The sequence below is a fragment of the Nocardia sp. NPDC006982 genome (genome assembly GCF_042869435.1).
In the GTDB taxonomy this organism is placed as follows: Bacteria; Actinomycetota; Actinomycetes; order Mycobacteriales; family Mycobacteriaceae; genus Nocardia.
The window spans coordinates 41,527-63,207 of record NZ_JBIAFV010000013.1 but is presented as its reverse complement, the minus strand read 5'-3'; the positions used below and the strand labels follow the sequence as shown (position 1 = coordinate 63,207).

At 65.7% G+C, this 21,681-nt stretch carries 23 protein-coding genes and 4 tRNA genes; 11 read left to right on the top strand and 16 right to left on the bottom strand.

The annotated features are described in order from the left end of the window. Positions 1 to 2: 2 nt before the first annotated feature. From ACFYOW_RS36155 to ACFYOW_RS36145, 3 genes are all read right to left on the bottom strand, one after another. Positions 3 to 203 carry a ferredoxin gene (locus ACFYOW_RS36155; protein WP_387294541.1) on the bottom strand — a complete coding sequence of 67 codons (201 nt, stop codon included), beginning with the start codon at positions 201 to 203 and terminating at the stop codon, positions 3 to 5. A gap of 3 nt (positions 204 to 206) precedes the next feature. Beyond that, complete coding sequence (locus tag ACFYOW_RS36150; protein WP_387294539.1) at positions 207 to 344, bottom strand: hypothetical protein; 138 nt, start codon at positions 342 to 344, stop codon at positions 207 to 209. Between the two features lie 340 nt (positions 345 to 684). After that, positions 685 to 1,329 (bottom strand): hypothetical protein, encoded by a 645-nt coding sequence (locus ACFYOW_RS36145; protein WP_387294538.1) that lies wholly within the window; start codon positions 1,327 to 1,329, stop codon positions 685 to 687. Between the two features lie 309 nt (positions 1,330 to 1,638). Here ACFYOW_RS36145 and ACFYOW_RS36140 point away from each other — a divergent pair, with 309 nt between their 5' ends. Next, complete coding sequence (locus ACFYOW_RS36140) at positions 1,639 to 4,848, top strand: BTAD domain-containing putative transcriptional regulator (protein ID WP_387294537.1); 3,210 nt, start codon at positions 1,639 to 1,641, stop codon at positions 4,846 to 4,848. Here ACFYOW_RS36140 and ACFYOW_RS36135 read toward each other — a convergent pair. The 3 genes from ACFYOW_RS36135 to ACFYOW_RS36125 form a co-directional block, all read right to left on the bottom strand. Then, on the bottom strand, positions 4,832 to 5,593 hold the full coding sequence (locus ACFYOW_RS36135) for an ABC transporter permease (protein ID WP_387294536.1): 762 nt from the start codon (positions 5,591 to 5,593) through the stop codon (positions 4,832 to 4,834). The genes ACFYOW_RS36140 and ACFYOW_RS36135 overlap by 17 nt on opposite strands. Further along, a complete protein-coding gene (locus ACFYOW_RS36130; RefSeq protein ID WP_387294535.1) occupies positions 5,590 to 6,534 on the bottom strand; it encodes an ATP-binding cassette domain-containing protein in 945 nt (314 codons plus the stop codon). Before ACFYOW_RS36130 ends, ACFYOW_RS36135 begins: the two co-directional genes overlap by 4 nt. A 95-nt stretch (positions 6,535 to 6,629) precedes the next feature. Next, positions 6,630 to 7,196, bottom strand: a complete 567-nt coding sequence (locus ACFYOW_RS36125) for a TetR/AcrR family transcriptional regulator (RefSeq protein WP_387294534.1) — start codon at positions 7,194 to 7,196, stop codon at positions 6,630 to 6,632. An 86-nt stretch (positions 7,197 to 7,282) separates the two neighbouring features. On the opposite strand from ACFYOW_RS36125, the gene ACFYOW_RS36120 reads away from it, so the two are divergent. Together ACFYOW_RS36120 and ACFYOW_RS36115 are read left to right on the top strand one after the other, a co-directional pair. After that, complete coding sequence (locus ACFYOW_RS36120; protein ID WP_387294533.1) at positions 7,283 to 7,597, top strand: hypothetical protein; 315 nt, start codon at positions 7,283 to 7,285, stop codon at positions 7,595 to 7,597. An 80-nt stretch (positions 7,598 to 7,677) separates the two neighbouring features. Then, the gene (locus ACFYOW_RS36115; protein WP_387294531.1) at positions 7,678 to 8,778 is read left to right on the top strand and encodes a CaiB/BaiF CoA transferase family protein; all 1,101 of its coding nucleotides are present in this window, start codon (positions 7,678 to 7,680) and stop codon (positions 8,776 to 8,778) included. A 15-nt stretch (positions 8,779 to 8,793) separates the two neighbouring features. On the opposite strand, the gene ACFYOW_RS36110 is transcribed toward ACFYOW_RS36115, so the two are convergent. Both ACFYOW_RS36110 and ACFYOW_RS36105 read right to left on the bottom strand, forming a co-directional pair. Further along, the gene (locus tag ACFYOW_RS36110; RefSeq protein WP_387294530.1) at positions 8,794 to 9,495 is read right to left on the bottom strand and encodes an NUDIX hydrolase; all 702 of its coding nucleotides are present in this window, start codon (positions 9,493 to 9,495) and stop codon (positions 8,794 to 8,796) included. A 23-nt stretch (positions 9,496 to 9,518) separates the two neighbouring features. Continuing rightward, the gene (locus tag ACFYOW_RS36105) at positions 9,519 to 11,021 is read right to left on the bottom strand and encodes a PLP-dependent aminotransferase family protein (protein ID WP_387294528.1); all 1,503 of its coding nucleotides are present in this window, start codon (positions 11,019 to 11,021) and stop codon (positions 9,519 to 9,521) included. Between the two features lie 61 nt (positions 11,022 to 11,082). On the opposite strand from ACFYOW_RS36105, the gene ACFYOW_RS36100 reads away from it, so the two are divergent. The 3 genes from ACFYOW_RS36100 (at position 11,083) to ACFYOW_RS36090 (ending at position 12,681) form a co-directional block, all read left to right on the top strand. Continuing rightward, a complete protein-coding gene (locus ACFYOW_RS36100) occupies positions 11,083 to 11,397 on the top strand; it encodes a hypothetical protein (RefSeq protein WP_387294526.1) in 315 nt (104 codons plus the stop codon). Positions 11,398 to 11,449: 52 nt separating this feature from the next. After that, on the top strand, positions 11,450 to 12,022 hold the full coding sequence (locus ACFYOW_RS36095) for a methylated-DNA--[protein]-cysteine S-methyltransferase (protein ID WP_387294525.1): 573 nt from the start codon (positions 11,450 to 11,452) through the stop codon (positions 12,020 to 12,022). 248 nt (positions 12,023 to 12,270) lie between these two features. Continuing rightward, complete coding sequence (locus ACFYOW_RS36090) at positions 12,271 to 12,681, top strand: cupin domain-containing protein (protein ID WP_387294524.1); 411 nt, start codon at positions 12,271 to 12,273, stop codon at positions 12,679 to 12,681. Here ACFYOW_RS36090 and ACFYOW_RS36085 read toward each other — a convergent pair whose 3' ends face one another. Together ACFYOW_RS36085 and ACFYOW_RS36080 are read right to left on the bottom strand one after the other, a co-directional pair. Further along, positions 12,682 to 13,011: a hypothetical protein gene (locus tag ACFYOW_RS36085; protein WP_387294523.1), complete on the bottom strand. Its 330-nt coding sequence runs from the start codon at positions 13,009 to 13,011 to the stop codon at positions 12,682 to 12,684. Beyond that, complete coding sequence (locus ACFYOW_RS36080; RefSeq protein WP_387294522.1) at positions 13,011 to 14,282, bottom strand: Rieske 2Fe-2S domain-containing protein; 1,272 nt, start codon at positions 14,280 to 14,282, stop codon at positions 13,011 to 13,013. The genes ACFYOW_RS36085 and ACFYOW_RS36080 overlap by 1 nt, the downstream gene beginning before the upstream one ends. A 198-nt stretch (positions 14,283 to 14,480) precedes the next feature. Here ACFYOW_RS36080 and hsaA point away from each other — a divergent pair, with 198 nt between their 5' ends. The 4 genes from hsaA (at position 14,481) to hsaB (ending at position 18,106) form a co-directional block, all read left to right on the top strand. Beyond that, positions 14,481 to 15,644, top strand: coding sequence for a 3-hydroxy-9,10-secoandrosta-1,3,5(10)-triene-9,17-dione monooxygenase oxygenase subunit (gene hsaA, locus ACFYOW_RS36075; RefSeq protein WP_387294521.1), 1,164 nt, complete (start codon positions 14,481 to 14,483; stop codon positions 15,642 to 15,644). 2 nt (positions 15,645 to 15,646) lie between these two features. Next, on the top strand, positions 15,647 to 16,525 hold the full coding sequence (hsaD, locus tag ACFYOW_RS36070) for a 4,5:9,10-diseco-3-hydroxy-5,9,17-trioxoandrosta-1(10),2-diene-4-oate hydrolase (RefSeq protein WP_387294520.1): 879 nt from the start codon (positions 15,647 to 15,649) through the stop codon (positions 16,523 to 16,525). Further along, the gene (gene hsaC, locus ACFYOW_RS36065) at positions 16,525 to 17,430 is read left to right on the top strand and encodes an iron-dependent extradiol dioxygenase HsaC (RefSeq protein WP_387294519.1); all 906 of its coding nucleotides are present in this window, start codon (positions 16,525 to 16,527) and stop codon (positions 17,428 to 17,430) included. The genes hsaD and hsaC overlap by 1 nt, the downstream gene beginning before the upstream one ends. 100 nt (positions 17,431 to 17,530) lie before the next feature. Next, a complete protein-coding gene (gene hsaB / locus ACFYOW_RS36060) occupies positions 17,531 to 18,106 on the top strand; it encodes a 3-hydroxy-9,10-secoandrosta-1,3,5(10)-triene-9,17-dione monooxygenase reductase subunit (protein ID WP_387294518.1) in 576 nt (191 codons plus the stop codon). A gap of 41 nt (positions 18,107 to 18,147) precedes the next feature. Here hsaB and ACFYOW_RS36055 read toward each other — a convergent pair whose 3' ends face one another. Then, complete coding sequence (locus tag ACFYOW_RS36055) at positions 18,148 to 19,578, bottom strand: MFS transporter (protein WP_387294517.1); 1,431 nt, start codon at positions 19,576 to 19,578, stop codon at positions 18,148 to 18,150. Positions 19,579 to 19,704: 126 nt separating this feature from the next. Here ACFYOW_RS36055 and ACFYOW_RS36050 point away from each other — a divergent pair, with 126 nt between their 5' ends. Then, complete coding sequence (locus ACFYOW_RS36050) at positions 19,705 to 20,274, top strand: TetR/AcrR family transcriptional regulator (protein ID WP_387294516.1); 570 nt, start codon at positions 19,705 to 19,707, stop codon at positions 20,272 to 20,274. Between the two features lie 25 nt (positions 20,275 to 20,299). On the opposite strand, the gene ACFYOW_RS36045 is transcribed toward ACFYOW_RS36050, so the two are convergent. The 5 genes from ACFYOW_RS36045 to ACFYOW_RS36025 form a co-directional block, all read right to left on the bottom strand. Beyond that, positions 20,300 to 20,375 (bottom strand) — tRNA-Lys (locus tag ACFYOW_RS36045). 4 nt (positions 20,376 to 20,379) lie between these two features. After that, positions 20,380 to 20,452: transfer RNA gene (locus tag ACFYOW_RS36040), tRNA-Glu, on the bottom strand. Between the two features lie 4 nt (positions 20,453 to 20,456). Next, positions 20,457 to 20,529: transfer RNA gene (locus ACFYOW_RS36035), tRNA-Phe, on the bottom strand. Positions 20,530 to 20,545: 16 nt separating this feature from the next. Further along, positions 20,546 to 20,621: transfer RNA gene (locus tag ACFYOW_RS36030), tRNA-Glu, on the bottom strand. Between the two features lie 267 nt (positions 20,622 to 20,888). After that, a complete protein-coding gene (locus ACFYOW_RS36025) occupies positions 20,889 to 21,620 on the bottom strand; it encodes a hypothetical protein (protein ID WP_387294515.1) in 732 nt (243 codons plus the stop codon). Positions 21,621 to 21,681: the final 61 nt, after the last annotated feature.

Below are 21,681 nucleotides of genomic sequence, written 5' to 3'. Positions count from 1 at the left end.
CGCTAATCGCGGGAGACGATGCTGATCGCGCCGGACGGGCACACTTCGGCGGCCTCGCGGACGGCCGCTTCCCACTCGGGCGCGGGTGTGAGGTCCAGCGGCACCACCCGGCCGTCCGCGGCGTCCTGGTCGAACACTCCAGGGGCGGTCAGTACGCACATGCCTGCGCCGATGCAGCGCTCCCGGTCCACTCTGAGTTCCATTGCTTATCCCTTGTTCCAAGTGACCGGGAAGGACCGCGCGCCGTAGATCAGCGCGTCGGTGCGCAGCTCGATGCCATCGGGGATCGCCTTGTCCCCGTATGCCTTCCGCGGTCCAGAAGCTGAAGTTGCTGAACTGTTCACATGAACACTGTCGTCGGCCCGGCTGATATCGACCTGACACCGAACTGACACGGTGTTCGACCTGGTCACACCGCCGCAGCCACACCCGGCGAATTGCCCACCAGCACAACTCCGTCCATCTCCGTGACGGTCACTACTGGCGTTGATCGTCGTACCGGTTCGAAGCGGCCACGCGGCCGTTCGGAAAATCAACGGGCCGAGATCATCTCGGGCAGCCACACCGCAGTTCGAAAGTGCGACCACAGGCAAGCCGACCGCGCCCCCGGCGCACGACGCTGATGTGGCGTCGTGCAGCCGGTGTGCGACATGCGTAGGCAGGCCAGGGCTGCGAGCCGGGGCACTAGGCGGCGATGGCGTGCCGAATGATGATGTTGCCGTAGGAGTTTCGCGCATAGACCTGCACGGTGTCCTCGTTGCGCTCCGTCCGGTCGACCGGTTGCATCTGGTTCTGCACGGTGCCGTGCTTGGCGTTGGTTTCCAGCCGGGCCGCGCTGCCCGGATGGATGCCTACCTCCAGCTCGCCCATGGAGGTTTCCAGCCGGAGCACGCCGCGCGATGCTTCGCCGATGCGGATATTGCCCTTGGCGGCTTTCGCGGTCACCGAACCGAGCGGGCGCTCGACGATGATGTCGCCGGCGGCGATCTCCAGCTCGCACTGGCCGAGTTCGCCGGTGCCCAGCAATCGGCCCACACCTGCGGTGCCCTGGAGCCGGGACCCGGTGGGTACCTCGATGGTCACCTCGATCGACGGATTGCCGCCGAACGGTGTGTAGGTCCGCCAGTCCTTCGGCGTTTTCACGGTCAGCGTGCCCGCGACGAAATCGACCATGGTCTGCTCGGCGGCGCGCACGTCACCCTTCTTGGACGCATCGGCCGGCCGGACCTCGACGATGGTGTCGGTGCGGTCGGAGGCGATGACCGTTACGTTGCCGGAGAGCACCTCGACGGTGACGGCGATCGGTTCCGGGGTCTGGAACGTAGTCATGGCTGTTACTCCTTCAGCGTGGTGTGTGGGCCGGGTCAGCGGACCCAGCCGGTGGTTGCTGTGTTGTTGACGTGAACACTGTCGCGAGCCCCGCTGATATCGACCTGACACCGCTCTGACACGCGCACTGACACGGCGTTCGGCCTGGTCAGAGCCGATAAGGAGGGACGAACAGGCACCGGTCCACTTGCGACAGTGCCGCATATCGCGCGGACGGCGGCATCGAATTGCCTGTCCGGGCAACATGTTCCGCCGTCGGAGCGTTGTCATCCCGGGGGCGGGCCGCGCTGATCTCTCGTTCACGGCAAAATGGTCCGGGTGCAGATCGCAATGCTTGGACCGCTCGAAATCCGACTAGACGACGGCGGATTGATCGAGGTACCGGGCACCCGGTTGCGGGCGCTGTTGATCGCCCTTGCGCTCGAACCCGGCCGCGCGGTCCCGAAAGCCACGCTGGTCGATTGGATTTGGGGTGAACAGCCGCCCTCCGACGCGGCGAACGCCTTGCAGGCACTGGTCTCCCGGCTGCGGAGGGTGCTGCCGGACGGGTCGCTCGACGTGCAGACGGGCGGATACCGGCTGGCGGTGGAATCCCACGCTGTCGACGCCGTGCGGTTCGAAAAGCTTCTCGACCAGGCCCGCGGCGGTGCCGACGCGCAACAGGCCGAGTTGCTGCGCGAGGCCCTCGACCTGTGGCGCGGTGCGCTGCTGCAGGACATCGGTGTGCAGGACAGTGAAGCCGCCGACGCGGTGATCACCCGGCTCGAGGGGCTGCGCCTGGCCGCAACGGAAGATCTGTACGAAGCGGAGATCCGTCTCGGCCGGGGTGCGGAGCTGGTCGCCGAGCTGACCGAGCTGGTGGCCCGGCATCCGGTGCGGGAACGGCTCGTCGCCGCGCTGATGCGGGCATTGGTCGCCGCCGGTCGTGGCGCCGAAGCACTGGTCGTGTACCAACGTGCCAGGGAAGCACTCGCCGACACGCTGGGCGTGGATCCCGCACCGGAACTCTCCGCACTGCACGTTGCGCTGCTGCGCGGCGAAATCGGAGCGCAGGACAACGACCGCAAGACGAACCTGCGGGCCGAGTTGACCAGCTTCGTCGGCAAGAACGGGGACATTGCCGCGGTGCGCGAACTCATTGCGGCACATCGGCTCACCACGGTGACCGGGCCCGGTGGTTCGGGGAAAACCAGGCTGGCCTTGGAAACCGCACGGACCCTGCTCGACGACCTGCCCGACGGGGCCTGGCTGGTCGAACTCGCGTCCGTCGGCGCGAGTGGTGACGTGGCGCAATCGGCGATCGCCGCACTCGGGCTCCGGGATGCGCTGCTCGGCGCCGCACCGAATGCGGAACCGCTGGATCGGCTCATCGCGGCGCTGCGCGAGCGCGAGACGTTGTTGATCCTGGACAACTGTGAACATGTGATCGACGCCGCGGCCGCATTCGCCCACCGGCTGCTCGGGGAATGTCAGCGGCTGCGGATCCTCGCGACGAGCAGGGAACCGCTCGGTATCACGGGCGAGGCGTTATGGCAGGTCGTGCCGCTGGCGTTGCCCGCCGAGGACGCGGACCCCGGCGAGATCGAATCCAGCGCCGCCGTTCAGCTGTTGCGGGACCGGGCCGGTGCGGTGCACAAGGATCTCGCGGCCGATGCCCGCACACTGTCGACCATGGCGCGCGTCTGCCGTGCGCTCGACGGGATACCGCTGGCGATCGAACTGGCCGCGGCCAGACTGCGCACCATGTCCCTCGATCAGCTCGCCAACCGCCTCGACGATCGGTTCCGCCTGCTGACCGGCGGCAGCCGTACCGCGATTCCGCAGCACCGGACGTTGCGGGCGGTGGTCGACTGGAGCTGGGAACTGCTCACCGACGCCGAACGGATGGTGCTGCGCAGGCTTGCGGTGTTCTCCGGCGGCGCGAGTTTGGAAGCGGCCGAGCAGGTCTGCGCGGACACGGGCGGCGGGCCCGAAGGGCAGGGGGGTGGGAAAAACACAGCGGTCGAGCGGTGGGAGGTACTGGAGTTGCTGACCGCGCTGACCGAGAAATCGCTGCTGCTCTCCGTGGAGGACAGTGCTCCGCCCGCCGGCTCACCCGGTGGGCTGCGCTATCGAATGCTCGACACCATCAAGCAGTACGCCCGGGAACGGCTCGTGGCGTCGGGGGAATCGGAACTTGTACGCCGAGAACATCTTTCGTACGTCACCGAACTCGCCGCGAGCGCGGAGCCGCACCTGCGCCGCGCCGACCAACTGGAGTGGCTCGCCACGCTGGAGGCCGAGCACGACAACATCGCCGTCGCGATGCGTGGCGCGCTCGCGGCCGGGGACGCGGCCGGAGCGATGCGGCTCGCGGCGGCAGCGGGCTGGTATTGGTGGCTCAGCGGGCACAAGGCCGAGGGCATGGAGCTGATCACCGCGGCCGCCGACCTGCCCGGCGAGGTGGACGATGAGACCCTGGCCATCGTGTACGGGCTGATCGTGCACTTCATGTCCTCCGGCCCCAATGACGAGCGCCAAGTGGACGAATGGATCCACAAGGCATACCGGTTCAGTCGGCGCAGTCGGTCCCGCTACCCCCTGCTGGCGTTCACCGCAGCGCTGGAACACATGTTGCAGGGGCCGGACCAGTATCTGTCCGCGTTCGAACCGCTGCTCACCGACGATGACCCCTGGGTGCGTGCATTGGCCCGGCTGCTCCTCGGCAGGATGCGGATCGTGCTCGGCCAGGACGGGCGGGAGGCGGACGAGTATCTCGAGACCGCGCTGGCCGAGTTCCGTGCCATCGGCGAGCGCTGGGGGATTTCGTTCGCGCTGACCGAGCTGGCGGATCGAATCGCCGTGCGCGGCGAATTCGCCACTGCCTGTGTATATTTCGATCAGGCGATCGCGGTGGTCACCGAGGTGGGCACGATCGACGATATCGTCCGAATGCGCTCGCGGCAGGCGCAGCTGCACTGGCTGCTGGGTGATGCGCAGGCGAGCGCGGCGGCCATGGCCGAGGCGCAGCGGTGCGCGGATCAGTCCGCCTGGCCGAACACCCTGGCTGTTCTGGCACTGGAGAAGGCGGAACTGGCCCGGTGGAGCGGCGACACCGAGCAGACATACCGTCAGATCGACGTCGCGACAACCGCGCTGGGCAACGATGCGCAGCAGGCGCAGATCAGGGCGGTGATACACAACCTGCTCGGCTATCTCGCAGGCGGTCTCGACGAAGCCCGCGAAGAATACGCAGCGGCCTTCGAGGCGGCGTCCGAGGCGGGATACGCGCCCCTCATCGCCCAGGTACTCGTCGGAATCGCGGACCTGGCGCTGCGTGCCGACCAAATCGAGCAGGCCACGCGGCTGCTCGCGGCGAGTGCCGGAGTACGCGGCCTACCCGATCGTTCCCAACCGGACGCGGCCCGCATCGAGCAGACAGCACGACATCGCCTCGGTGAAGCGCGCTTCACCGAGGCGATGACCGAGGGTGCGGAGGCGGACTGGCGTGAACTGGTCGCGACTACGCTCGCTTGTTGAACGTGGCACGTGACCACAGGAATCCGACGATGGCGAACCCGGCGCACCAGGCCAGCGCGGCGGCCGTGTAGCCGCCCGACGGGTGACCGTTGAGAAATCCACGCAATGCTTCGATGATCGGCGTGAAGGGCTGATACTGCGCGAACTGCCGCACGCCCTGTCCCATCTTGTCGGCAGGCACGACCGCGCTGCTCACAAAGGGCAGCATGATCAGCGGCACCACGCCCATGCCCGCGGATTCCGGAGTCTTCGCAGCCATACCCAAGGCGACCGTGAGCCAGGACGCCGCGAAAGAGGTCGCCGCCATGATGCCGATCGCGCCGAGCCAGTCGAGCGCGGTCGCGGGCGGCCGGAACCCCAGTGCGAAGGCCACACCGATAACGGCCGTGATGGCGACCGCGTTGGTCAGTATGGTGGCCACGACGTGACCGGTCAGTACGGCGCTACGGGAGACATCCATGACCTTGAACCGGTTGATGATGCCCTTCGTCATGTCGGAGCTCACCGATACCGCGGTGCCCGACAATCCGTAGCTGATGGCCAGCAGGATCATGCCCGGTGTCGCGTAATCGATGTAGTGCTCGCCGACATCGAAGGCGCTGCCGAACACGTAAACGAAGATCAACATCATCACGACCGGCATCAGAGCCGCGTTGAATACCGTGACCGGAGTCCGGGCGATGTGTTTGAAGTTGCGCCGCAGCATGATCGTCGAATCGGCCAGCGGTGCGGTAATGGTGCTCATTGTGCGTTGGCCTCCGTGGTCGCGTGACCGGTCAGGGAAAGGAAGACATCATCGAGGTCGGGGGTGTGGACGGAGACCTCATCGGCCTCGATCGCGATATCGGCGAGCCGATCCAGCAGGTGGCGCAGTGATTTCGTGCCGCCGTCGCCTGGCACCCGCAAGGTCAGAGCCTCGTCGTCGCGGGTGGAGCCGGGCAGGATGCCCGCCGCCGCATCCAGTTCCGTGACAGTGGTGAACCGGAGCCGGATGTGGCTGCCCGGTACCCGGCGCTTGAGATCGTCGGGAGTGCCCTCGGCGACTATCCGGCCCTGGTCGAGCACCGCGATCCGGTCAGCCAGCTGATCGGCTTCCTCGAGGTACTGGGTGGTGAGGAAGATGGTCACACCATCGGCCGTCAAATCCCGCACGATTTCCCACATCGTGCGGCGGCTACGCGGATCCAGCCCCGTTGTCGGCTCGTCCAGGAAAACGATTTCCGGCTTGGTGACCAGCGTCATCGCCAAGTCCAGCTTCCGGCGCATACCGCCGGAATAGGTCGCTGCCCGCTTTCGCGCCGACTCCACCAGATCGAATCGTTCCAGCAGTCCGGTGACCACCCGCTTGGCCTCGCCGCCCCGCAGACGGTGCAGATCCGCCATCAACTGGAGGTTCTCTTCCCCCGTCAGCAGATCATCCACCGCCGCGAACTGCCCGGTGACCCCGATCGCCGCGCGCACCGCCTTGGTCTCGGACGCGATATCGTGCCCGGCGACATGCGCCGTGCCCGCATCGGCCTTCAACAGCGTGGTCAGCACGTTCACTGTCGTCGTCTTGCCCGCCCCATTCGGACCGAGCAGCGAAAAGATCGTCCCCGCACCGATATTCAAATCAATGCCATCGAGGACGACCTTGTCCCCGTAGGCCTTTCGCAGCCCGGAAGCCGCAATTGCTGAAGTTGTCATGCGACGACTGTCATCGGCCGGCCTGATACTGACCTGACACCGACCTGACACGTCCACTGACACGGTGTCGCACCTGGTCAGCTCGGGTCCGAGGGTTAGGCCGTCGGGCCGCAGGCGATGTCGAGGAAGGCTCGGCGGAGCAGCGCGGTGATCCGCTCGGGCGGGGCGTCGCGCAGTCCGTCGAGCTGGAGCAAATGCCGGCCGATGACGGTGCCGATGGTGATCGCGCCGATGAGCCCGGCGCGCAGGTCCGCATCATCGTCGGCCAGGTGTCCGGCCGCTTGCCGCTGCCGGGACACCATGGCGAGTTGCACTTCGGCGGCGGCGTCAGGGTGGGTGAACATGGACCGGATCGCGGCGAGGGCGTCGGTGGGCTGCTGGGCGAGCTTGGTTTCGAGGGCCGTGAGCAGCTGGCCGGCCGCCTCTTCGGGCGTGCCGGTCACCAGGTCTTCCTGCTCGAAACCGGAAGCCTGGGCGAAGAGGTTGTCTTTCGACCCGAAATAGCGCATCACCAGTCCGGGATCGGTCTGCGCCTCGGCGGCGATCGCGCGAATGGTGGCCCGGTCGTAGCCGACCTCTGCGAACAACCGCCGGGCCGCATCCAGGATCCGGGATTGTGTGCTCTGCCGTTGCTCGGCGCGGCTGAGAGGGCGAGAATTCATGGGCTCAGTCTACGGGCGTTGACCGAATCGAAGCGCCATGCTAGCTTTCGGTCTACAACCGTTGACCGAAAAGAAGGTGGCTCGTCATGTGGCAAACGATTCTGTTGTCGGCACTGGCCGGAGTGTTCGGCGCGAATGCGGTCCCGCATTTCGTCAAAGGCATGGTCGGCGAACAGTTTCCGAATGTGTGGGGCAACGATCCGCTGCGCAATGCGGTGGCAGGCACATTCGGACTCGCACTCGCGGTCGTCATCGGATACTGGGCCGACCTGCCGTCGCATGTCTATGCGGGAATCGGCGCAGCCTTGGCCGGCGCGCTGCTGATGGCGGTATTCCACGGCCGCGGCGGGGCTTATCGACTCAACTCCGCCCTTGGGCTCGCGAACCCGTCTCGCAGATAGCTTCGGCGTTATTGTCATACTGTCAATACAGCCTCGGGTCGCCCCGGGAGCGCTGGATCAACGACGAACCGAGGTAGGGCGTGAGCACACCATCCACCGCCAAGCAGGGCCCGCTCGCGGGCATCAAGGTCATCGAACTGGCCGGCATCGGCCCCGGTCCGCATGCGGCGCTGCTGCTGGCCGACCTCGGCGCCGATGTGGTGCGGATACAGCGGCCCGGCATGCTGCCCGGCTTCATGGAGCGGCCGCAGTGGCGCGGGCGCACCATCGTCGAGGCGAACCTGAAGGATCCGGCGGATATCGAGAAGGTGCTCGCACTCGCCGAGAAGGCCGACGTGCTGATCGAGGGCTTCCGGCCCGGCGTCACCGAGCGCATGGGCCTCGGCCCGGATGCGGTGCTCGCACGCAATCCGCGGTTGGTCTACGGCCGGATGACCGGCTGGGGTCAGGACGGTCCGCTGGCCGAACGCGCCGGACACGACATCAACTACATTTCGCTGACCGGCGTGCTGCACGCCATCGGCCGCAAGGGCGAGCGGCCGGTGCCGCCGCTGAATATGGTCGGCGACTTCGGTGGCGGCTCGATGTTCCTGGTATTCGGCATTCTCGCGGCCCTGGTGGAGCGGCAGAATTCCGGTAAGGGGCAGGTCATCGATTCGGCGATGATCGATGGGGCGCTTGCTCTTTCGCACATGATCTGGGGCATGCGCGGCATGGGCCTGTGGTCGGACGAGCGCGGCACCAACCTGCTCGATACCGGTATGTCGTTCTACGACACGTACGAGACCTCGGACGGCAAGTACATGGCCGTCGGCGCGATCGAGCCGCAGTTCTACGCGGAACTGTTGCAGGGCTTGGAAATTGATCCCGACGGCCTGCCGATGCAACTCGATCCGAATGGTCAGGATCAACTGAAGAAGCTGTTCACGGAGAAGTTCAAGACCAAGACACGGGATGAGTGGGCCGCGATCTTCGACGGCACCGACGCGTGCACGACACCGGTGCTGACTTTCACCGAGGCAGAACAGAATCCACACATTGCCGCGCGCACCGGGTTGATCGAGATCGACGGTGTCGTCCAGCACGCGCCTGCCCCGCGCTTCTCGCGCACCCCTGCCGGTACGCCCACCCCGCCGCCCAGCGAGGCGACGCCGATCGAATCCGTTTGGGTGGACCGATAACCATGGCCTTCTGAGCTAGTTCCGCGTCCATTCCGGCTGGGCGAAATGCGCGATCCGGGCGGCGTCTGGGTCTCGGCCGAGCAGTATGACTTCACGGAACTGCCAGAGCATGGCACCGGTCGGTGCGTGGATGGTCATGTTCGCAGCGAGGCGCATCTGCAGTAGACCGGGGCCGTCGTAGGGGACCGCAGGGGCATCAGGCCGCAGATCCTGTTGTCGCACCGCCTCGTTCGGATGCACCCAATGCGGGACATCGTCGGCGGCCAGCCGGGCGAGATCCACTTGATGGACCGAGTGGACCTCGTCCGGACTGGGCCGCAACTCGGACACGTCGGCAAGAGCCGCCACGATCGGCGTGATGACGAAACCCGATGCGGCGGGAAAGTCGTCGAGCCTGCCGAGCAGATCGGCCGGGCTCGCGGTCAGTCCGAGTTCCTCGTGCAATTCACGTATCGCCGCCTGCTCAACGGTTTCCCCGTCGTCGACCCGCCCACCCGGCAGCGCCCATTGCCCGGCATTGCGCCCGCGATACGCGCGTTTGATGACCAGCACCGACGGCGGACCGTCTATTGCCACCACACACAGCAACACCGCCGCCCGGCGAAGACCCGGTGCGTCGGCAACCTCCGTATGCGGAAATCCGCCCAACCGCGCGGCCGCCAACTCACGGAAGCCGTCAACATTATCGGGGACCCGCGGTCCCGAAATGAGATCCATACCCTCGATATTGCACTACCCGGTCAGTAGCAGGTGAGCGGTTGGAGGGGGTCGGCGGCGCGGGGGGTGAGGGCTTCGTAGGCGGTGGCGATGGACTTCACCGCCAAACGGAGTTCGGGTTCGGGGTGGGTGAAGGGCAGGCGGATGAAGCGTTCGAAGGCGCCCTGCACACCGAATCTCGGTCCGGCGGCGAGCAATACACCGTGGTTGGGGGCGGTGGCGGCCAGTGCCGTCGAGACCGGAGCCGGTAGCTGCGCCCAGACCGACATGCCGCCGTCACCGATGATCGTGCGCCAGTCCGGAAGCTCCTCGCCGAGCGTGGCGAGCAGGGCCGCACGCTGGGCGCGCAGTTGATCGCGACGGCGGGTGAGGATGGTGCCCGCATTCTCCAGCAGGTGGATGGTGGCCAACTGGTCCATGACGGGCGTGCCGAGGTCGACGGTGGAGCGGATGCCGAGCAGTTTGGTGATCAGCGATTGATTGGTGCGGATCCAGCCGACGCGCAGACCACCCCAGAAGGATTTCGAGGCCGAGCCGATGGTGATGATCTCGCTGCCCTTGGCGAAGGCCGCGACCGGCGGGGGCGCGGTCCGGTCGGTCAGGCTCAGGTCCACCATCGACTCGTCGATCACCACGGTCATCCGCGTCTCGCGGGCGATGGCGGTCAGTTCGGCGCGGCCGTCGGCGTCGAGCAGCAGGCCGGTCGGGTTGTTGAAGTCCGGCACCAGGTAGGCCAGGGTTGCCGCGGTTTGCCTTGCGGCACTGCGGATTCCGTCGAGATCCCAGCCGGATTCCGGGGTTTCGGGGCGGAGCGGCACCGACACAGGGCGGGCGCCGACATCGCGGATCGCCTCGATGGCATTCGGATAGGTCGGGTGGTCGATGAGCACCCGGGCCGCTGGCGCGGTGAGCACATTGAGCAGCAGGCGCAGGCCGTGCTGGGCGCCCAGGGTGACCAGGATCTGGTCCGGTTCGGTGGGCAAGCCGCGTTCGGTGTAGCGGCGGGCCAGTGCCTCGCGCAGCGCGAGCACGCCGACCGGATCCATACCGTGCGTGCCGAGGTAGGCCGGAAGGCCTTGCAGCGCAACGGAGTACGCCTCCTGCATCTCCATCGGCGCGGCCATCGCGGCGTAGGTCATATCGATGGTCGGCAGTTCCGGTTGCGCCATCATCGCCAGGATGCTGCGGGCCGGTTTGGTGCCGTCGTGCTGCACGTCACGCGGGAGGGCGACGGTACTGCGCGAACCCTGACGACTGATCAGGTAGCCGTGTTCGCGCAGCAGGCTGTAGGTGGAGGTGATGGTCGTGCGACTTACGCCGAGCGTGGTGGCGAGGTCGCGCTCACTGGGCAGTGCGACGCCGAGCGGTGCGCGGCCGTCGTGGATGAGCAGGCGGATGCCTTCGGCGAGAGCCAGATAGGCCGGACGCGTCGACCGGCGCTCCCCCGGTTCGCCGTTCTCGTCCGCACTGCGCCAACTCCCCAGATCGCGGGCAAGGCTGGTGGCACCGATAACTCTCGTCGACATAAGTCCAGTATTAGCGAAGTGGATATTCAATTACAAGGCCAGTGCGCGCACCCTTGCTTCTATGACCGCCCTCGCCACCCTGCTCGTCATCGCCGTCTTCGCCTATCTCGTCCACCGGTTCGCCCCGCGGCGCCCGAGCGAGGCTTTCCGCCTCGAACGGTTCCACGCGCCGGGGCCGTTGACCGACTGGTCGCCTTCCTACTACGAAAACCAGCGCCAATACGCGGATCTCACCGCGATCTACGGCCGCAACGATGTGCCGGATCCGGATGCTTCGGCCCTCACTCATCCCGAGTGGGTCGCGCAGCGCCGGATCTCGAACCCGAGTTGCGGAGCGGTGAAGCCGACCGTCGGTGGCATCCAGGCCAGTTTCTGAGAACTGGACTGGACTGGTCGAAGATGTCGGACCCGGCGTGCACACTGACCGTATGAGTGCTTCCGCTCGCCCGGTCACCGGGTCGGCGCTGTTCGAAACCGCGATCGGCACCTGCGCGATCGCCTGGGCCGACGACCGCGTATTCCGATTCGGACTGCCCGAGGCGAGCCCCGCCGCGACGCGGACCCGGATCATGCGTCGCAGCAGCCGAATTCCGGACTCCGAGGAAATTCCGGAGGCGAAACCCACCGGCCCGATCGCCGAAGCCATTGCGTGCATCCAGGCCCACCTCGTCGGCCAACTCGACGATCTGCGCTGGATTCCCGTGAGCACCAGTGGAATTCCGGAATTCCACCGCGCCGTCTACGAAGTCACCCGCGCCATCGATCCCGGCCACACCCTCAGCTACGGCCAGGTCGCCGACCGTATCGGCGCGCCCGGCGCGGCCCAAGCCGTCGGACAAGCCCTCGGCCGCAACCCGATCCCCCTGATCATCCCCTGCCACCGAGTCCTGGCCGCCGACCACGCCCTCACCGGCTTCTCCGCCCCGGGCGGCATCACCACCAAACAACGCCTCCTGGAAATCGAACGCACTCCTGGCTTCGGCGAACCCACCCTGTTCTGACCAGAATCGCCTCGACCGCGTCGATGATCAGGCCTACGCCCGCGCCTGGGAGGTTCAGGCCGAGCTCACCGAGCGGGGACCGCATCGCAGCGCGGGCCCGGTCGACCTCGTCCTCGCAACCACTGCCGAGTTGCGCGGGCTGACTTTGCTGCATCGGGATCACGACCTCGACTGCATCGCCGCAGTGACCGGGCAACCGCATCAGTGGCTGGGCTCCCAGAAAACCGTCGATCGGGCATAGTCGGGGCATGAGCGATAACCGACCGGCGCTGGCTGTTGCACTCGATCTGGAGCCGCACCCGGAGGGTGGGTGGTATCGGCAAACCTGGCGTAGTGCGGTGGAATTCACGCCCGAGGGGTACCCAGGGCCGCGAGCGAGTGGGACCGCGATCTATTTCTTGTTGATGCCTGGTGAGCGGTCGGCGCCGCATACGGTGCGGTCGGATGAGGTGTGGTTGTGGCATCGAGGTGGGCCGCTGGTGCTCGACATCGGGGGCGAGGAGATTGTCCTCGGGCCCGATGTCGAGCACGGGCAGGTATTGCAGGCGGTGGTGCCGGGCGGGATCAGTCAGGCCGCGCGGCCGGCTGGCGATGAATATGTCCTGGTCAGCTGCATCGTTGCGCCAGGGTTCGACTTCGCCGACTTCACCCTCGACTGATCAGTCGATTTCCAGCACACCCTCGTCGACGGCCCATTTGATCGTCTTCTCCAGTTGCGCACAGGTTTCCGGACGTCCCGGCCCGTAACCCTGCGCGCTGAGCCTGGCGAAGACCGGGCAGTGCGCGGCCGGATTCTCGGTCCACTGCACCGAGGTCTGGTGCGACGAACTCTTGCGCACCAGCACCTCGCTCTGGCATGACTGACACCGCAGCGGCGTCAGTCCCTCTTCCAGATAGCGCTGCTTGTCGACCACGGTCTGGGCCTGCACCGCGGCCCGCCGCGCCGGTTGGTCGGCGAAGTCGGGTGCTTTCGCCCAGGTTGCCGCCATCAGACGCCTGCTTCCGCTTCCGTTTCCCGCTTGCGCCGCAGGTTCTCGGCGACCTCGGCCTCCCACGCCTCATTCGCCTTGGTGGTATCCACCTCGAATTCGAAGCGCTGGGTCATCTTGTCGGTCACATCGGCCAGATCCACATAGAACTGGTCGTACCACCGGCGCAGCTGGTAGACCGGACCGTCCTCCTCGCAGAGCAGCGGATTCTCGACCTTGGACTTGTGCTTCCAGATCTCGACATCCTGCAGGAACCCGACGCTGATGCCTTCGGTCATCTTCGCGGCCAGCTTGTCGGCCATCTCGCCGTCGACGCCCTTCGGCTTCTCCAGGGAGACGCCCCACTGCAGCACGAACGAATCGTGCGTCACCGGGTAGTGGCAGTTGATCAGGACGCTCTTGACCTCGTATCCGCTGTAGATATTGACCAGCGGGTTGATCATGTAAGAGGGCCCGAAGTACGACGCCTCCGACTTGAGCAGGGTGTCGCCGCCGTACTTGGAGGCCATGCCGATATCGGGACGACCCTTGGTCTCCAGGAACTGGGTGGCGATATGCCCCTCGAAGACATTCTTGAAGTACGTCGGGAAGGCGAAGTGGATATAGAAGAAGTGGGCCATATCCACCACGTTGTCGATGATCTCGCGGCAGTTCGCGCCCTCGATCAGCAGCGAGTTCCAGGTCCATTCGGTCCACCCGCTGTCGAGCTCTTCGCTCGGATTGCCATCGGCGTCGGTATAGGGCCCGACGATGTGCGGAATGGTGATCTCCGGCGGCGGCTGGCTGCCCTCGTGGTCGTGCCAGACGAAAAGCTGACCATTGCGCTCGAGCGTGGTCCACTTGCGGGTCCGCGCCAGCGGCGGCACGCGCCGCGCGTAGGGAATCGCGGTGCATTTGCCGCTGGTGCCGGACCAGCGCCAGTCGTGGAACGGGCAGGCGATATCGCCGTCCTTGACCTCGCCCATGGTCAGGTCGCCACCCATATGCCTGCAGTAGGCGTCCAGCACCCGGAGTTCGTCATTGCTGTCGACCCAGACGACGAGCTTGGTTCCGAACACCTCGACCGCGTGCGGCTTGCCGTCGCGGAACGACTTCGCCAGCCCGAGGCAATGCCATCCCCGCGCGTATCGGGTGGGCGCGGAGCCCACGTCGAGCTCGCGAACCTTCGCACCGCTCCGCGGTGTCGGATTTGCCGCCTCCCGGGTCCCTCCGGGGTTACGCACGCTGCCGCCTCCGGGCCCGTCGCTCGGCGGCGGTGGGGTAACTGCCATCGCGATTCCTCCTCCTTCTGTACTAGAACACGTTACAAAAATGTCGCGTTCCACGCCAGCGATTCCGCCGACCACCTGCGAATCGGTGACGAATGCCCCTTATGGTCACCCGTTCTCGACAGAAATAAGAACCTGTTCTAGTCTCAGAGGCAAATGAGTACCGGTTACCAATCCGACCAGGCAGGAGCAGGTCCCGCGATGACGCAAGAAGTGACCGAACGGGTCGAAGCACTGTTGCCGACGCTGCGCGAGCGCGCACAGGAGGCCGAGGACCTGCGGCGCATCCCCGACGAATCGATGAAGGCACTGCAGGAGACCGGCTTCTTCCGTCTGCTGCAGCCCAAGCAGTGGGGCGGCCATGCGGCCGATCCGGTCGTGTTCTACGACACGGTTCGCAAGCTCGCCAGCGCATGCGGCTCCACCGGCTGGGTGGCGGGCATCGTCGGCGTGCACAACTGGCACCTCGCATTGTTCGACCAGCAGGCGCAGGAAGATGTGTGGGGCCAGGACAACGAGGTCCGGATCTCCTCGTCGTACGCCCCGATGGGCGCGGGCACGGTCGTCGACGGCGGCTACCTCGTCAAGGGCGCGTGGGCCTGGTCCTCGGGCTCGGATCATGCCACCTGGGCGGTGCTCGGCGGTCCGGTGATCAAGGACGGCAAGCCGGTCGACTTCGGCAGCTTCCTGATCCCGCGCGCCGACTATCGCATCGATGATGTGTGGAATGTGGTCGGCCTGCGCGGCACCGGCTCCAATACCGTTGTGGTGGAGGATGTTTTCGTGCCGAAGCATCGGTTCCTGAGCTTCCGCGCGATGAGTGAGCTGAAGTCCCCCGGCCTGGAGCAGAACACCGATCCGGTGTACAAGATGCCCTGGGGCACAATCCATCCCACGACCATCTCCGCACCGATCGTCGGTATGGCGTACGGCGCGTATGCCGCCCATGTCGAACATCAGGGCAAGCGGGTGCGTGCGGCCTATGCAGGCGAGAAGGCCAAGGAAGATCCGTTCACCAAGGTGCGGGTCGCCGAGGCCTCCAGCGACATCGATGCCGCATGGCGTCAACTGTCGGGAAATGTCGCCGACGAATACGCACTGCTGGTGGCGGGCAAGGAGATTCCGTTCGATCTGCGGGTGCGGGCACGCCGCGACCAGGTGCGCGCGACCGGGCGGGCGATCGCCTCGATCGATAAGCTCTTCGAAGCCTCCGGCGCCACCGCACTCGCGAACGGCACTCCGCTGCAACGCTTCTGGCGCGATGCGCACGCCGGTCGGGTGCACGCCGCCAATGATCCCGAGCGCGCCTATGTCATGTACGGCACGCACGAATTCGGGCTTCCGGTTACCGACGGCATGGTCTAGCCGTGACGGCGACAACCGAACTCACCTTCGAATCGACCTCGCGATACGCGCAGGCGCGGCCCGATCTGCGCCTGCACTATCACGAGGCCGGAGTCGGCAACGGCCCGACGATCGTGCTGTTGCACGGCGGCGGGCCCGGCGCCTCGTCGTGGTCGAACTTCGCCCGCAATATCCCGGTGCTGGCCCGCGAGTTCCACGTGCTCGCCGTGGATCAGCCGGGATTCGGGCTCTCGGACAAGCCGACCGAGCACCCGCAGTACTTCGCACACAGCGCCTCCGCGCTGAAGGATCTGCTCGATGCGCTGGAGATCACCGGACGCGTGCATCTGCTGGGCAATTCACTCGGCGGGGGTACGGCGGTGCGGTTCGCGCTGGACTATCCGGATCGGGCGGGCAAGCTGGTGCTGATGGGTCCGGGCGGGTTGAGCGTCAACCTTTTCGCACCGGATCCGACCGAGGGTGTGAAGAACCTCGCGAAGTTCAATTACGAGCCGACCAGGGAAAACCTGGAGGCATTCCTGCGAATCATGGTCTTCGATCAGTCGCTGATCACCGACGAGCTGATCGATGAGCGCTTCGCCTCGGCGAGCACGCCCGAGGCGCTGGCCGCGACCAGGGCGATGGGAAAGTCCTTCGCCGGAGCCGATTTCGAGCAGGGCATGATCTGGCGCGACGCCTATAAGCTGCGCCAGCCGGTGCTGCTCATCTGGGGCCGGGAAGATCGGGTGAATCCACTCGACGGCGCGCTGGTCGCGACGAAGATGATTCCACGGGTGCAGCTGCACGTCTTCGGTGGTTGCGGGCACTGGGCCCAGCTGGAGAAGTTCGACGAATTCAACCGGCTGGCAACGGATTTCCTTGCCGGTGTGAAGGAGAAGTGATGGGCATTCGATCGCTGGCGTATCTGCGCATCGAGGCCACCGATATGGCGGCCTGGCGCGAATACGGGCTCAAGGTGCTCGGCATGGTCGAGGGCAAGGGCAGCAATCCCGAGGCGCTGTATCTGCGCATGGACGACTTCCCGGCTCGGCTCGTCATCTCGCCGGGCGAGAAGGATCAGCTGCAGGTCTCCGGCTGGGAGACCGCCAATGCCGCTGAGCTGCAGGATATTCGGGACCGGCTGGATGCGGCCGGGGTGCCGTTCAAGGAGGGCACCGCGCAGGAGAAGGCCGATCGCCGGGTCTACGAGCTGATCTCGTTCGAGGATCCCTCGGGCAATACCCTCGAGGCGTTTCACGGTGCGGCACTGGAACATCGGCGCGTGGTCAGCCCCTACGGACACCGATTCGTCACGGGCGAACAGGGACTCGGCCATGTGGTGCTCAGCACCAAAGACGATGCGGCCGCGCTGACCTTCTATCGCGATGTGCTCGGTTTCCGGCTGCGCGATTCGATGCGGCTGCCACCGCAGATGGTCGGGCGGCCCGCCGACGGCGAACCGGCCTGGCTGCGCTTCTTCGGCTGCAACCCGCGCCACCACTCGCTGGCCTTCCTGCCCATGCCGACCCCGAGCGGCATCGTGCACCTGATGCTCGAGGTGGAGGGCTCCGACGATGTCGGGCTCTGCCTGGATCGCGCACTGCGCAAGAAGGTGAAGATGTCGGCGACGCTGGGCCGGCACGTCAACGACAAGATGCTGTCGTTCTATATGAAGACACCGGGCGGCTTCGACGTCGAATTCGGTTGTGAAGGTCTGGAAGTCGACGACGCCGACTGGATCGCACGGGAATCCACCGCGGTCAGCCTGTGGGGTCACGACTTCACCGTCGGGCAGCGGCAGCCGTGAGCGAGCGCCAGCGAGTGAACCAAACAACACAGCTGCATCGCATTACGGAGCCGAGCGCCAGCGAGGCGAAGTAATGCATCACAGGGCGAGCGGGGAGACGATGACGACCGACGAATATCCGGCGATCGACGGGCGACAGTTCCGAAATGTATTGGGGCAGTTCTGCACCGGCATCACGGTGATCACCACCTTCGATGCCGACGGCGCCCCGATCGGGTTCGCCTGCCAATCCTTCGCCGCCCTGTCACTGGACCCGCCCCTCGTGCTGTTCTGCCCGACCAAGACCTCCCGGTCCTGGGCGGCGATCGAACAGTCCGGCGGCTTCTGTGTGAATGTCCTCGCCGAGGAACAGCAGCAACTGTGTGCCCGATTCGGTTCCCGCGAACCCGATAAGTTCGCCGAAACCAACTGGCACACATCGGAACTGGAGCTCCCGCTCCTGGACGACGCCTTGGCCACCATCCAGTGCAAGGTGGACAGCGTCGTCGACGGCGGCGATCACTACATCGTGATCGGCCGGGTGCTGGCCCTGTCGGAGTCGACCAGCTCCGGCAGGCCGCTGTTGTTCTACCGCGGCCAGTACACCGCCATCGAACCGGACAAGACCGTCCCGGCTCCCTGGCGACACGACCTGGAGCATTTCCTCACCACGACAACGCTGGACACCTGGCTCTGAGAATATGGCCCCGCCCGGAATCACCTGGGCGGGGCCATATTTCACTCCGCAGGACGCGTGCTGCGGAAGGTGAGAGCGACGACGAAGGTCAGCGCGGCGATGACCACGGCGCCGGCGAAGGCGGTGGTGATGCCGCTGACCAGGGCGTGGTGTGCCGAACCTCCGGCATCGCGGGCGGCGGTGCCGAAGATGGTGACCAGAATGGCGAGGCCGAGGGAGGCGCCGGTCTGCTGCAGGGTCTGCAGCGCGCCGCCCGCGGCACCGGCTTCGGTCGGCGCAACGCTCGACATGATGATCACGTTCAGCGGTGAAAAGGCGAGGCCGATACCGCTTCCCATCAGGATCATGGCGATGAACAGCATGGGGAAGTAGGCGGTTTCGACCGTCAGCCGGGTCAGCAGCACCAAACCGGCCGCCATCAGCAGCGTGCCGATTACCGTCACCGGTTTCGGACCGAAGCGCGGCAGCAGCCGCGGGATCAGCCGGATCATGGTGAACATCATCAGCGCGGTCGGCATGAAGGCGAAACCCGTTGCCAGCGCGCTCAATCCGCGCACTTCCTGCAGGTACTGGGTGAGGAAGAAGAACATCGACATACCGGCCATCGGGCCGAGGAACATATTGGCGTATGCCGCTGCGCGATTGCGATCGGCGAACAGCCGCAGCGGCAGCAGGGGCTGGGCCGTGCGCGCCTCGATGGTCAGGAAGGCGGCGATCAATACCGCGCCGACAGCCAGCCAGATATCGGTTCCCGCATCGCTCCACCCGTGTGATGCGGCGCTGATGAAGCCGTAGACCAGGGCGGCAACACCCCCGGTTGCGGTCACCGCACCCGGCAGGTCGAGGCGAGCGGGCTGACGTTCGGCATCCGGCAGATAACGCAACGCGAGCACGACGACGGCCAGGCCGAAGGGCACATTGATGAACAGCGCCGAGCGCCAGCTCAGCCACTCGGTCAGCAGGCCGCCGACGATCAGACCGATCGCGAAGCCCGCACTGGACATGCCGGAAAACAGTGCGAGCACCCGCATCCGAGCCTTGGGTTCACTGAATGTGGTGGTCAGCAGCGCGAGGGTGCTGGGACCGGCCATGGCCCCGCCGATGCCCTGCACCACACGGGCGATGAGCAGCCAGGTGGCCGACGGCGCCAGCCCGCCCGCCAGCGAGGCCAGGGTGAACAGTGCGGTACCGGCGATGAACAGGTTGCGACGGCCGAACAGATCACCGGCGCGGCCGCCGAGCAGCAGTAGACCGCCGAAGACCAGGGTGTAGGCGTTCATCACCCAGGACAGGTTGGTCGCGCTGAAGTGCAGGTCGGTGCGGATGCGCGGCAGCGCGACATTCATCACGGTGATGTCGAGGATGATCATCAATTGGCAGGTCAGCAGCGTGACCAGCACAATGGCGGATCGGAGCCGACCGGCACTGGAGATTGCGGGCACACGGGTGTCCGCGGACATGGTGGTGGACAAAGAACGCTCCATCGAATGGGACTCAAACGGAGGGAGCCTCCGCTTCCGATAGAGCTATCATATGGAGGGCTCCTCCAGTTACGCAAGCCTATCTGGAGGGTCCTTCCGTTTTCCAGTGGAGGGAACATGGCAGCACCGTCGACGGGACGGCCGATGCGCGCGGACGCCCGGCGCAACTACGAGCGGATCATCACGTCCGCTCAGGAGGCATTCGCCGAACAGGGACCCGACGCCCCACTGGAAGAGATCGCGCGCCGCGCCGGGGTCGGCATCGGCACGCTCTACCGGCACTTTCCGAGCCGCGAGGTGCTCATCGAAGCCGTATACCGTTCCAGCATCGAACAATTGAGCGCCCGCGCTCACGAACTGCTCGAAACCCATTCGGCTGCCGAGGCTTTCGAGGCATGGTTGCGCGAGCAGGTGCAGTGGGTGATAGACAATCGCAGCCTCGCGACCACCATGAAGGCCGGTATGGACAAGGGCTCACCGACCTTCACCCTGTGTCGGTCGATGATCACTGATGCGGCGGCCGCGCTGCTGCAGGCGGCACAGGATTCCGGCGATATCCGTCGCGATATCGAACCGCGCGATCTGCTCAGATTCGGCCACGGCATCGGGGTCGCCTGCGAAACAGTCCCCGAGGCCGCCGGTCGCATGCTCGATGTGACGCTGGACGGTATGCGCCCGCGGAACTGAACGTGGAAAGCCGAGGTGTCGACGGTGGTGCGCCCGGTAGGGATCGAACCTACGACCTTCGGATTAAAAGTCCGCAGCTCTACCAGCTGAGCTACAGGCGCATCGCGACCTCGACGGGAATCGAACCCGCGTTGTTCTGATCGAGAATCAGAGTGCCCAACCAACAGAGCACGAGGCCATCGTGGTTTCTGAAGGATTCGAACCTTCGACACCTCGGGCTTCAACCGAGTGCTCTGCCAACTGAGCTAAGAAACCGACGCGAAAACTGTTGTGACGCAGATCGGAATCGAACCGACGTGGTCCCTGAATGAAAGTCAGGTTGCCCATACCAACAGAGCGACTGCGCCGAAACGAAGAAAGGCCGCTACCCGGCTTTTACCTGGTGCGGCCCTGACACAAGTGGTTCACGTCATGGACCGCAAGCCCTGTCGGACGAAATACTCTGCGAGCGAGCACTTTCCAAGGCGAGCAAGCGCGCACGCTCCTCGAATTTCGCCTTGGTGGTCATTGCCGGGTCCTTCCCTTGAACTTCGATGTACCCAAGGTAAGCACGGCCCCGCACGATCGCAACCGAATTAAATCGACCACTCCTGCCGAATTGATCGCGGAGTCCGCTAGGTGAGCGACGTACAGGAGTCGGCGTCCGGCAATTCCTCTGCGAGGAAAACGGTTTGGGCCATCATCTTGAAGCCGGACATCTGTTCGCGGAAGACCTCGATGGATTCTTCCGGATGGACCGAGTCGATGACGGCGTGGGGACCGATGGCATTGAACTGATGGCTCACGCCGCGGGGGATCTGCATATCGACGAAAGAGCAGGGCGGGACGATCAGGTTGTATCTGGTGCGGTGCAGACCGGGCGGGGTGTCGGGTAGATCGTCCTCGAATTGGTTGGGCGCGAAGGGCGTAACGCCTTCGACGTCGGTTACGCGGAACGGCGAGAGGCTGCTCACCCGGATGTGGGTGTCCGGACCGGTCATCATGCGGACGAAGCGCAGGCCGGTGTGCAGATGCATGCGCGAGCAGATGCCGCGTTCCTCGGCATTGTAGAAATCCATGATGTAGCGGTCGGCGAAGAAGCCGTCGAAGGGCGACTCGATCATGTAGACGTCGCCCTCTTCGAAGGTCTGCGAGCGGATGATGCCATCCGCGTCGGGGACGGTCGCGGCGCGGCTTGCCTTCGCGTTCCGGACGATCTGGGCGAAGGCCTGGACGACGACCGCGGCGACCTCCGCGGGGAATTGCGCGACAGGCGTGACGACATTGCATCCCGCGTCGACGAATTCGGCCAGATCGTGGATCTCGTTCTCATCGTCCGCGTGGTGCTTGATTCGGGGATCGGACATTCGGCTCCTACCTCAACCTACGGCTCATGGCTGCCTCGGCTCCGCCGTGCGCCGCACGCGC

Excerpts from the sequence above, each read along its gene's own strand:
- ACFYOW_RS36155 (WP_387294541.1), bottom strand. The coding sequence starts at position 203 with ATGGAACTCAGAGTGGACCGGGAGCGCTGCATCGGCGCAGGCATGTGC.
- ACFYOW_RS36145 (WP_387294538.1), bottom strand. The coding sequence starts at position 1,329 with ATGACTACGTTCCAGACCCCGGAACCGATCGCCGTCACCGTCGAGGTG.
- ACFYOW_RS36140 (WP_387294537.1), top strand. The coding sequence starts at position 1,639 with ATGGTCCGGGTGCAGATCGCAATGCTTGGACCGCTCGAAATCCGACTA.
- ACFYOW_RS36135 (WP_387294536.1), bottom strand. The coding sequence starts at position 5,593 with ATGAGCACCATTACCGCACCGCTGGCCGATTCGACGATCATGCTGCGG.
- ACFYOW_RS36130 (WP_387294535.1), bottom strand. The coding sequence starts at position 6,534 with ATGACAACTTCAGCAATTGCGGCTTCCGGGCTGCGAAAGGCCTACGGG.
- ACFYOW_RS36125 (WP_387294534.1), bottom strand. The coding sequence starts at position 7,196 with ATGAATTCTCGCCCTCTCAGCCGCGCCGAGCAACGGCAGAGCACACAA.
- ACFYOW_RS36120 (WP_387294533.1), top strand. The coding sequence starts at position 7,283 with ATGTGGCAAACGATTCTGTTGTCGGCACTGGCCGGAGTGTTCGGCGCG.
- ACFYOW_RS36110 (WP_387294530.1), bottom strand. The coding sequence starts at position 9,495 with ATGGATCTCATTTCGGGACCGCGGGTCCCCGATAATGTTGACGGCTTC.
- ACFYOW_RS36105 (WP_387294528.1), bottom strand. The coding sequence starts at position 11,021 with ATGTCGACGAGAGTTATCGGTGCCACCAGCCTTGCCCGCGATCTGGGG.
- ACFYOW_RS36100 (WP_387294526.1), top strand. The coding sequence starts at position 11,083 with ATGACCGCCCTCGCCACCCTGCTCGTCATCGCCGTCTTCGCCTATCTC.
- ACFYOW_RS36095 (WP_387294525.1), top strand. The coding sequence starts at position 11,450 with ATGAGTGCTTCCGCTCGCCCGGTCACCGGGTCGGCGCTGTTCGAAACC.
- ACFYOW_RS36090 (WP_387294524.1), top strand. The coding sequence starts at position 12,271 with ATGAGCGATAACCGACCGGCGCTGGCTGTTGCACTCGATCTGGAGCCG.
- ACFYOW_RS36085 (WP_387294523.1), bottom strand. The coding sequence starts at position 13,011 with ATGGCGGCAACCTGGGCGAAAGCACCCGACTTCGCCGACCAACCGGCG.
- ACFYOW_RS36080 (WP_387294522.1), bottom strand. The coding sequence starts at position 14,282 with ATGGCAGTTACCCCACCGCCGCCGAGCGACGGGCCCGGAGGCGGCAGC.
- hsaA (WP_387294521.1), top strand. The coding sequence starts at position 14,481 with ATGACGCAAGAAGTGACCGAACGGGTCGAAGCACTGTTGCCGACGCTG.
- hsaC (WP_387294519.1), top strand. The coding sequence starts at position 16,525 with ATGGGCATTCGATCGCTGGCGTATCTGCGCATCGAGGCCACCGATATG.
- hsaB (WP_387294518.1), top strand. The coding sequence starts at position 17,531 with ATGACGACCGACGAATATCCGGCGATCGACGGGCGACAGTTCCGAAAT.
- ACFYOW_RS36050 (WP_387294516.1), top strand. The coding sequence starts at position 19,705 with ATGGCAGCACCGTCGACGGGACGGCCGATGCGCGCGGACGCCCGGCGC.
- ACFYOW_RS36025 (WP_387294515.1), bottom strand. The coding sequence starts at position 21,620 with ATGTCCGATCCCCGAATCAAGCACCACGCGGACGATGAGAACGAGATC.